The organism is Hyphomonas sp. (assembly GCF_037969335.1).
In the GTDB taxonomy this organism is placed as follows: Bacteria; Pseudomonadota; Alphaproteobacteria; order Caulobacterales; family Hyphomonadaceae; genus Hyphomonas.
On record NZ_JBBKXE010000062.1, the window covers coordinates 1 to 7805 of the forward strand.

The following is a 7805-nucleotide window of genomic DNA, read 5'->3' on the forward strand; positions in this document are numbered from 1 at the left end:
CCCCCAAGGCACCCCCTTCCAATGACCCTGCAGACCCTCTTCCCCACCCTTCTCCGCCACGCCGAAATCGGTGATGAGCCCCTGCGCAAATCACTGGAAAAAGTGTGCTGGGTACTCGAGGACGAAGACGAGGCAGGCAATGACTGGTGCGACAATGAGGGCTATGACGGCTACACGTCCTACGCCTCGCTCGACGACCTGCCCGAGCGGTTTCCCGAGGTCGCAGAGCTGCTGGCTTTCCTCGATGCCGAAGCGGCCAAGTTTGCCCGCGACCTGCACTGGGACATGCAGGACCAGGCCCTCGAGCTCAACGGGCTATGGGTCAATATCCTCGGGGAAAGCGGCAGTCATTCCGGCCATATCCATCCCGGCAGCGTGATCTCCGGAACCTATTATGTGAGCATCCCTGAAGGCGCCGGCCAATTGAAGTTCGAGGACCCGCGCCTCGGCTTGATGATGGCCGCGCCCCAGCCGCTGGACGATGCGCCTGAAACAGCCCGCCGCTTTGTCTACGCCAACCCAAATCAGGGACACGCCATGTTCTGGGAAAGCTGGCTGCGCCACGAAGTGATGCCAAACCGGTCGGAGACGCCGCGCCTGTCCATCAGTTTCAATTATGCGCTCAAGCGGTCCTGACGGCTGATTGGCCAGCGCTCCCGGGAGATACCGAGATGATCATCGTTATCGGGAGCGTTGTGACCACGCCGGATATCCATGACGCTGTCCTTGACCTCAGCCTGGAGCACGTCGCCCGGTCCCGCACCGAGCCCGGCTGTATTGCTCACAACGTCCATGCCGATTGCGAAGATCCGGCGCGCCTCGTCTTTGTCGAATACTGGACCGACATGCCCGCCCTGCTTGCACATTTCGACGTGCCCGCCAGCCGGGACTTCGTGAAGCGTCTCCGCAAATTGTCACCGACGCCGCCCGACATGAAAATTTTCGACGCCCAGCGCCAACAGATCGCCTGAATCCCAACCATCACGCTCCGTTAACCCACTCGGGCGCGCGACGGACTTGACCTGAACCTCGCGACAGGCCATCCGCCTCGCCAGCACGATCAACTCTCCCAGACCCATCAAGCGAGCCTCGTCCCATGGACCTTTCCAAGATTGCCACTGGCAACAACCCGCCCGACGATATCAATGTCCTGATCGAAGTCCCGCTGGGCGGCGATCCGATCAAGTACGAGATCGACAAGGCGTCCGGCGCGATGTTCGTCGACCGCTATCTCTACACCGAGATGCGCTACCCCTGTAATTACGGGTTCGTGCCGCACACGCTCAGCCTGGATGGCGACCCGATCGACGTCATGGTCGTCGGCAACCGTCCTCTGGTGCCCGGAAGCGTCGTCCGCTCGCGCCCCGTCGGCGTCCTGATGATGACGGATGACAAAGGCCCTGACGAAAAGATCCTCGCCGTGCCGCACGGCGCCCTGACAAGCTATTACGACAAGATCGCGACCTATCACGACCTGCCACAGACGCTGATCGACAAGACGGCGCACTTCTTCGAGCACTACAAGGATCTCGAAAAGGGCAAATGGACCCGTATCGAAGGCTGGTATGGCATCGAAAAGGCGCGCGAACTGATTTCGCTCGCCGTCGAACGCGGCAAGAAAGCCTGAAGCGCGACCACGCCTAGCTCATGGACATCAGCGTCTGGATCGCCCTGCTTGCATTGTTCTTTGCCGGGGGTCTGACGCCCGGTCCTGCTGTCATGATGGTGATGAGCACGTCGCTCCGCTATGGCGCCGCCACGGCCCTTGTTCCTGCAGTCGGCGTATCGGCCGCGAACCTGGTCTGGATTTCCCTGGCAGCGACAGGCATCGCAACCTTCGCCGCCGGCGCCCCCGGTTTGCTGCTGGCGCTCAAGATTGCCGGGCTTTTGTTCATCAGTTGGCTCGCCTGGAACATGGCGACGGGCGATCCGTCCCAACCTCGCGCCAGCGCTTCACAGGCGCCACCGAAAGCCAGCCTGTTCGGTCGCGGTGTCGGGCTTCAGCTACTGAACCCAAATGCGCTGGTTTTCTTCGGCCTTCTGCTTCCCGGATATTTTGACGCCTCGCGCCCTGTCGCACTCCAGGCGGGTATCATCATGGCGACCGTGACAGTCACCGAGATGCTGGGCCTGACCGTCTATGCCTGGGCTGCCGACGCGATGAACCACCGCTTCCAGAATCCGGGCTTTGCTCTCTGGTTCAATCGGGCTGCGGCCGCGGCCATGCTGGCTTCGGCAATATTTGCCGCCGTTCTGACCACGACTAAGTAGTCGAAACGACTTCAAATCGGCCCGTTTTGGCGTTGCGCCAGTGCAACTCACCATGAACGATCGCAAACCAGGCGCCGTGGAGCGACAGCTTGCCGGCCTCAACCGCCTTTGAGACGAATGGAAAAGTGAGCAGGTTCTGCAAGGACACCTCGATGCCTTCCAGTTCCAGAGCGAACTGGGGATTGATCGATCCGCTCGCGGCAACGCGCTCCCGGGCGGTTTCCAGCAAGCTGACCCACGGCGTGACAAATTCACCGATCGCAGGATTGCCCTGCCCACCCAGTGACGCGGAAATCCCGCCGCAGCCGCCATGGCCCATGACGACGATATTCTCGACCTCCAGCACGTTGACTGCATATTCGAGCGCCGCGCTCACACCGTGAAGACCGCCATCTGGCTGGTAGGGCGGCACCAGATTGGCGACGTTGCGGACGACGAACAATTGTCCCGGCGCCGCGTTGAATATGTCGGACGGTTCGGCACGACTGTCGGCGCACGCAATCAGCATGATGTTCGGGTCCTGGCCTTCGCCAAGTTCGCGATACAGGCTGGCCTGCTCTGCATAGGCGCCAGCGCGAAACCGCCGGTAGCCCGAAATCAAGTCATCAATCGATTCCATGTGACGCTTTCCTGACTGCTCGTCGCTTGAGTACTGCATAATCCGCAATCAGCAAGCCGGATCGGGACAATTTGTTAGCGATATGCTTATAATAGCAAAGGAGGCGTCACGGCGCCTGCGACCGCCCATCGCCTTTTCAGGAGACATCCATGACGACTGCAACCGAAGGCTCCAAGGCCTCCCGAAAGGGCCCGACGCGAAGCGAGGCGTCGAAGGCGGCGATCCTCGAAGCAACGCGTGTCGAAATGGCCGAAAACGGTTGGCGGGCCTTCAGCGTCGACAGCGTGGCCAAACGGGCCAGCGCCTCGAAACAAACGATTTACCGCTGGTGGCCTTCCATTGGTGCGATGTGCGTCGATGCGGCCCTCGCCCTGATTCCCGACAGCCCCGATGGTGGCCGGGACCCGCAGGAGCGCATTACCGCCCTGATCGTGCCGCTCGAAGCGACCGCCCGCACCGGACAAGGGCATGCCGTTCTGCGCGTCGCCCTGCTGGCTGCTGCAGATGACAAAGAAGCCGGGGAAGTCTGGCGCGCATGGATCAGCCGCGACATTCGCCAGCCCTTGCGCATGCTTTTAGCCGAATTGGCCGGAAAACGCGTTATTCGACGCGATTTCGACCTGGATGAGGTCGTGGAACTCCTGTTGGGACCACTCTGGCATCGCCTGATGGTCATGCGGGCCCCTGTTCGCGAAGGATTCTGCGCCGAACAGGCCGGTAATTTCCTGCGCGTTTACGCCACTTTCTAGGATTCCGTCCAATACAGCATGAATCTTGCACCAGACCCGGTAACCAAAACCGGGGTATCAAGATATGCAACAGGGACGCATCAACTGGGTCGATCACGCCAAAGGCGTTTGCATCGTTCTGATCGTCGCAATGTACACGACGTCAAGCTATGGCGACCTGATCCAGCACGATAGCTGGATGACGCCTGTCATAGCCTGGTCTTCGCCATTCCTGATTCCCGCCTTTTTCGTGCTGGCAGCCTTATTTCTGAACCTCTCCCTGTTTGGTTCGACAAAGCACTTTTTCGACCGGAAGATCCTGCATTTCGCTTATTTCTACCTGATTTGGCTGTTGATCCAGAAAGCCGCGCTGGACGCCAGCCTGCTCGTAACTGAACCGACCGCGTTCCTGGCTGGTGTCCTGAGGGCCCTGGCCGAGCCGACCGATAGCCTTGTACTCGTCTACATGCTGGTCGTATTTCACGCCGTGACGCGGCTCATCCGCTTCCTGCCCGCGCGAAAAGTCTTCATTGCCGCCGCTCTCACCCAAATCGCCTTTGCAACGGGCTGGATCGATACAGGCTGGAACGTCGCGAACATGTTTGGTGCCTGGTATGTGTTCTTCTTTGCAGGCTCTGTCGCCGCACCGCAGGTATTCGAACTTGCAGAGCGCGTGAGCGGGCACACAAAACCCTTGTGGAACGTGCTGCTGGGGTGGACGATCGCGAATGCTGCTTTCGTGGTCCTGGGCGTCTCTGGTCTGCCGCTGATCAGCCTTGCTCTCGGATTCACCGGCACGGCAGCCGTCATTGCACTCGGCATACAGCTTAACCGGATCCCGTGGCTGTCCATGATCGGCTATGCGGGCCGGCACTGCCTGATCATCTACCTGACATTCGTGATTCCAATGACGGTATTGCAGCACGGGTTCGCTGCGAACGGACAGGCCACGAATGCGGGCTTAGCCTGCCTCGTGATCACGCTCGGCGCAGTCACATTGCCGCTGGTGTTCTATCGGCTCGCCCGCGAGACACCACTGAACGTGCTCTATAGGCGGCCCCGCCGACTGCGCTTGATGAATGCCCGAAATAACGGCTCGGCCAGCCTGTTACCACCACCGCCAACTGCGTCCAGCAACGCCTGATTTGATCTATTTCGCGCGGTGCCAGACCATCAGAGGGTCAAACGCACCCGTCTCGGCCGCCTTTTGCAGCTGGGCAATCTGGTCGGATACGGCATTCTTGGCTTGCCCCGGAACCGGCGCGCTATAGAGCGCCTGGTCGAGACGACAGATCTGTTCGAACAAGGCTTCTGATCGCGCCACCAGTTCAAGGAAACGCAGCGGCAGGCCCCTGTCACGCTGGGCTTCTGCGTCGAGCGGAGGATCATCCCGGCGAATGCGGTATTTGCGGGCGGACGCCTCTTCGCGGCGCATCTCACCATCACGCACGGCTTTCTGCATGACCAGCCAGCTCGCAGCCTGCATCAGGCGCGTTGTCAGCTCCATGCTCCAGGCGGAATAGGTAAGGCCGGCTTCACGCGGCAGCGCACGCGCATGCTCGCGGCCTGGCCCATCAAGGTAAGACGCTGTTTCTTCAACGAGCGCCATGCCCCGACCGAAGACGGTGTCGAAGAGCTTGCCCCCGGTAAAGCTGTTGAGGCTTTCGGAACCGTTTTCGGGTGACCCGTTTACTGCCATCTTCAATACCTTAGAACACGAACGCCAATAGGAATACTTAGCTTACAACCCGTTTCCGGGGCCTTAACTCTTTCCGCCAAACAGGGCATCCGCCGCTGATTTCTGGGCCTCTTTCTTGGCGATTTCCACTTCGCAATCTTCGATTCTGCAGCGCAGGACGCGAATGCGCTCATGCAGCTCCTCGATCGACATCTGGTCAAGCGTCTGGGCGCGATTTGTCAGGATCGGTTCTTCTTCGAACACGGCCAAGCCTCCTCTGCATTCGATGGCAGTCTTTCATAAAAACAGAAAGGCAGGCTAGAAGCGACTCCCCGGACGCGATTTTCCTGAAGGAACAAACTGAATGACCGAAATGATGAAAGCCGTGATTGTAGACGAAGGCGCACCGTTGCGCTGGGGCGACGTCAAAGCACCTGTCGCCGGGCTGGGCGAAGTGCTTGTCGAGGTTGCGGCCGCCGGTCTCAACCGGGCGGACCTGATACAGCGTACGGGGGCGTATCCACCTCCTCCCGGGGCCTCGCCGATCCTCGGGCTTGAGATATCAGGACACATCAAGGCGCTCGGAGACGGCGTGACCCGCTGGAAAGTCGGTGACGCGGTGTGTGGCCTGCTGTCTGGCGGTGGTTATGCCGAGTATGCCAGCGTCGACCAGGGATCGCTCCTCCCTGTGCCCGCGGGCATGGACATGGTGAACGCGGCCTGTTTCCCGGAAGCCCTGTTTACCGTCTGGGCCAACGTATTTGATCGCGTCGGACTGAAGGCGCGCGAGGATTTCCTCTGTCATGGCGGCACCAGCGGTATCGGTGTGATGGCGATCCAGATGGCGCGTGTCGCAGGCGCCGGGAAAATCTTCACGACAGCTGGCAGCGCCGAGAAGTGCGCCCTGGCCGCCGACCTGGGGGCTGACCGGGCGATCAATTATCGCGACGAGGATTTCGAAGCCATTGTCCGTGCTGAAGGCGGGGCCGATGTCATTCTCGACATGGTCGGCGGCGACTACGTGCAGAAAAACATCGGCGCGGCGAAGATTGACGGTCGGATTGTCAATATCGCTTACCAGAACGGCTTCCAGACCAGTGTGAATTTCGCGCCCGTGCTGATGAAGCGCCTGACCCTTGCGGCGACAACGCTGAGGGCGCGCCCGGTGCCTGAGAAACAACGGATCCGGGATGCAGTGGAGAAGGACTTCTGGCCGCATGTCGTATCCGGCCGGATACGCCCTGTTCTCGACAGCAAATTTGCCTTTGAAGATGCCGAAGCGGCGCATGCCCGGATGGGTGAAGGCAAGCATTCTGGCAAGATCATCCTCGCGCGGTGAAGTGAGTATCTTTCCATTCCGGGCTGATTGGCCTATAAGCGGAACAGGTTCCAAGCTTGCCTGAAACCTTGACCGCCCGGCACGAAGTGTCGGGCGGCTGCATTTCAGGCCCCAACGCGCTCCAAGGAGACACCCATGTCCGAGATACTGATGCCCAAGGCGACCGCCGTCTGGCTGCTGGACAATACGACACTGACCTTCACCCAGATTTCCGCTTTTTGTGGCCTGCACCATCTCGAGGTCAAAGGTATCGCTGACGGAGACGTTGCCGAGAACATGCGCGGCGTTGACCCGATCGCCGGTGGTATCCTGTCGCGCGAGGAGATTGCTCGCGGCGAAGAGAACCCTGATTATGTTCTAAAAATTGCGGCATCCAAGATCGCGCATATCCCTCAGCCGCCACGCAAGGGCAGCCGGTACACGCCTGTTGTCCGCCGCGCCGACAAGCCGGATGCCGTCGCCTGGTTCATTCGCAACCACCCGGAAGTGTCGGATGCGCAGATTTCCAAGACGATCGGAACGACGAAATCGACGATCAATAACGTGCGCGACAAGTCGCACTGGAATTCGCAGGCCATCCGCCCGGTTGACCCTGTGACGCTGGGCCTTTGCACGCAGATCGAGCTCGATGAAGTGATCGCCAAGTCGGCTGACAAACGCCGTCGCATCGAGGCTGAAAAAGGCCTCAATGCAGAAGGCCCGGGCCTGGTGCCGACGCAGGACGATGCCGCTGCATACGAGCCAGAGCCGGAAAAGGAAGAGCGCAAGAAAGACGTGTCTGCCGCCGACGTCTTCCGCGACTTCAGCTAACGTCGTCTGCAGTTACAACTGCAGTTTCCGAAGAAACACGTAGAACGCACCCGCGCCGCCATGGCGCTGGTGCGCTTCGGCGTAACCCGAGACCATTCTCCTGGCTTCCGGCGTTTCGAGCCAGTTGAGGAAGTTGCGCTTCAGGACGCCTTCGCCGAGCCGGCCCTTTCCTGTAATCACCAAGACACATCGCGCGCCGTCCAGCTGTGCGCCTGACAGGAAGCCGGGCAGGATCTGCGCCGCGCTTGCCTGGGTGTGGCCATGCAGGTCGAATGTGGCAGAGACGACCAGCTTTCCCCGTTTTACGCGCTTCTCTTTCCCCCGATTTGCGGGTGTGGCCGGGGGGGGCTGAGGGTGTGG

12 protein-coding genes are annotated in these 7805 nt (G+C 60.4%); 8 read left to right on the forward strand and 4 right to left on the reverse strand.

Features of this window, described 5'->3' with window-relative positions; all coding sequences use genetic code 11:
* The first annotated feature begins 21 nt into the window (after window positions 1-21).
* The 4 genes from AADA04_RS05040 to AADA04_RS05055 all read left to right on the forward strand — a co-directional run bounded on the left by AADA04_RS05040 (window position 22) and on the right by AADA04_RS05055 (window position 2271).
* Window positions 22-636, forward strand: coding sequence for a TIGR02466 family protein (locus AADA04_RS05040; protein ID WP_340692152.1), 615 nt, complete (start codon window positions 22-24; stop codon window positions 634-636).
* Between the two features lie 35 nt (window positions 637-671).
* Entirely contained in the window at window positions 672-971 is a 300-nt protein-coding gene (locus tag AADA04_RS05045; protein ID WP_340692153.1) for a putative quinol monooxygenase, read from the forward strand.
* Between the two features lie 125 nt (window positions 972-1096).
* Window positions 1097-1627, forward strand: coding sequence for an inorganic diphosphatase (ppa, locus tag AADA04_RS05050; protein WP_340692154.1), 531 nt, complete (start codon window positions 1097-1099; stop codon window positions 1625-1627).
* A gap of 20 nt (window positions 1628-1647) precedes the next feature.
* Window positions 1648-2271, forward strand: coding sequence for a LysE family translocator (locus AADA04_RS05055; RefSeq protein ID WP_340692155.1), 624 nt, complete (start codon window positions 1648-1650; stop codon window positions 2269-2271).
* On the opposite strand, the gene AADA04_RS05060 is transcribed toward AADA04_RS05055, so the two are convergent.
* Entirely contained in the window at window positions 2264-2890 is a 627-nt protein-coding gene (locus AADA04_RS05060; RefSeq protein ID WP_340692156.1) for a carbonic anhydrase, read from the reverse strand. The two genes, AADA04_RS05055 and AADA04_RS05060, sit on opposite strands and share 8 nt — an antisense overlap.
* Window positions 2891-3039: 149 nt before the next feature.
* Here AADA04_RS05060 and AADA04_RS05065 point away from each other — a divergent pair, with 149 nt between their 5' ends.
* Window positions 3040-3639, forward strand: a complete 600-nt coding sequence (locus tag AADA04_RS05065; protein WP_340692157.1) for a TetR/AcrR family transcriptional regulator — start codon at window positions 3040-3042, stop codon at window positions 3637-3639.
* Window positions 3640-3703: 64 nt separating this feature from the next.
* Complete coding sequence (locus AADA04_RS05070; protein WP_340692158.1) at window positions 3704-4762, forward strand: acyltransferase family protein; 1059 nt, start codon at window positions 3704-3706, stop codon at window positions 4760-4762.
* Between the two features lie 6 nt (window positions 4763-4768).
* On the opposite strand, the gene AADA04_RS05075 is transcribed toward AADA04_RS05070, so the two are convergent.
* Together AADA04_RS05075 and AADA04_RS05080 are read right to left on the reverse strand one after the other, a co-directional pair.
* Window positions 4769-5317 carry a DUF1465 family protein gene (locus AADA04_RS05075; RefSeq protein ID WP_340692159.1) on the reverse strand — a complete coding sequence of 183 codons (549 nt, stop codon included), beginning with the start codon at window positions 5315-5317 and terminating at the stop codon, window positions 4769-4771.
* A 63-nt stretch (window positions 5318-5380) separates the two neighbouring features.
* Complete coding sequence (locus tag AADA04_RS05080; protein WP_340692160.1) at window positions 5381-5560, reverse strand: DUF1192 domain-containing protein; 180 nt, start codon at window positions 5558-5560, stop codon at window positions 5381-5383.
* Window positions 5561-5660: 100 nt separating this feature from the next.
* Between AADA04_RS05080 and AADA04_RS05085 the strand changes: the two genes are divergently transcribed.
* Both AADA04_RS05085 and AADA04_RS05090 read left to right on the forward strand, forming a co-directional pair.
* Window positions 5661-6635, forward strand: coding sequence for an NAD(P)H-quinone oxidoreductase (locus AADA04_RS05085; protein WP_340692161.1), 975 nt, complete (start codon window positions 5661-5663; stop codon window positions 6633-6635).
* Between the two features lie 135 nt (window positions 6636-6770).
* Complete coding sequence (locus tag AADA04_RS05090) at window positions 6771-7445, forward strand: cell cycle transcriptional regulator TrcR (RefSeq protein ID WP_340692162.1); 675 nt, start codon at window positions 6771-6773, stop codon at window positions 7443-7445.
* A gap of 12 nt (window positions 7446-7457) precedes the next feature.
* On the opposite strand, the gene AADA04_RS05095 is transcribed toward AADA04_RS05090, so the two are convergent.
* A partial coding sequence (locus tag AADA04_RS05095) for a Smr/MutS family protein (RefSeq protein ID WP_340692163.1) occupies window positions 7458-7805 on the reverse strand: 348 nt, incomplete at its 5' end.

Excerpts from the sequence above, each read along its gene's own strand:
- AADA04_RS05040 (WP_340692152.1), top strand. The coding sequence starts at position 22 with ATGACCCTGCAGACCCTCTTCCCCACCCTTCTCCGCCACGCCGAAATC.
- AADA04_RS05045 (WP_340692153.1), top strand. The coding sequence starts at position 672 with ATGATCATCGTTATCGGGAGCGTTGTGACCACGCCGGATATCCATGAC.
- ppa (WP_340692154.1), top strand. The coding sequence starts at position 1,097 with ATGGACCTTTCCAAGATTGCCACTGGCAACAACCCGCCCGACGATATC.
- AADA04_RS05055 (WP_340692155.1), top strand. The coding sequence starts at position 1,648 with ATGGACATCAGCGTCTGGATCGCCCTGCTTGCATTGTTCTTTGCCGGG.
- AADA04_RS05060 (WP_340692156.1), bottom strand. The coding sequence starts at position 2,890 with ATGGAATCGATTGATGACTTGATTTCGGGCTACCGGCGGTTTCGCGCT.
- AADA04_RS05065 (WP_340692157.1), top strand. The coding sequence starts at position 3,040 with ATGACGACTGCAACCGAAGGCTCCAAGGCCTCCCGAAAGGGCCCGACG.
- AADA04_RS05070 (WP_340692158.1), top strand. The coding sequence starts at position 3,704 with ATGCAACAGGGACGCATCAACTGGGTCGATCACGCCAAAGGCGTTTGC.
- AADA04_RS05075 (WP_340692159.1), bottom strand. The coding sequence starts at position 5,317 with ATGGCAGTAAACGGGTCACCCGAAAACGGTTCCGAAAGCCTCAACAGC.
- AADA04_RS05085 (WP_340692161.1), top strand. The coding sequence starts at position 5,661 with ATGACCGAAATGATGAAAGCCGTGATTGTAGACGAAGGCGCACCGTTG.
- AADA04_RS05090 (WP_340692162.1), top strand. The coding sequence starts at position 6,771 with ATGTCCGAGATACTGATGCCCAAGGCGACCGCCGTCTGGCTGCTGGAC.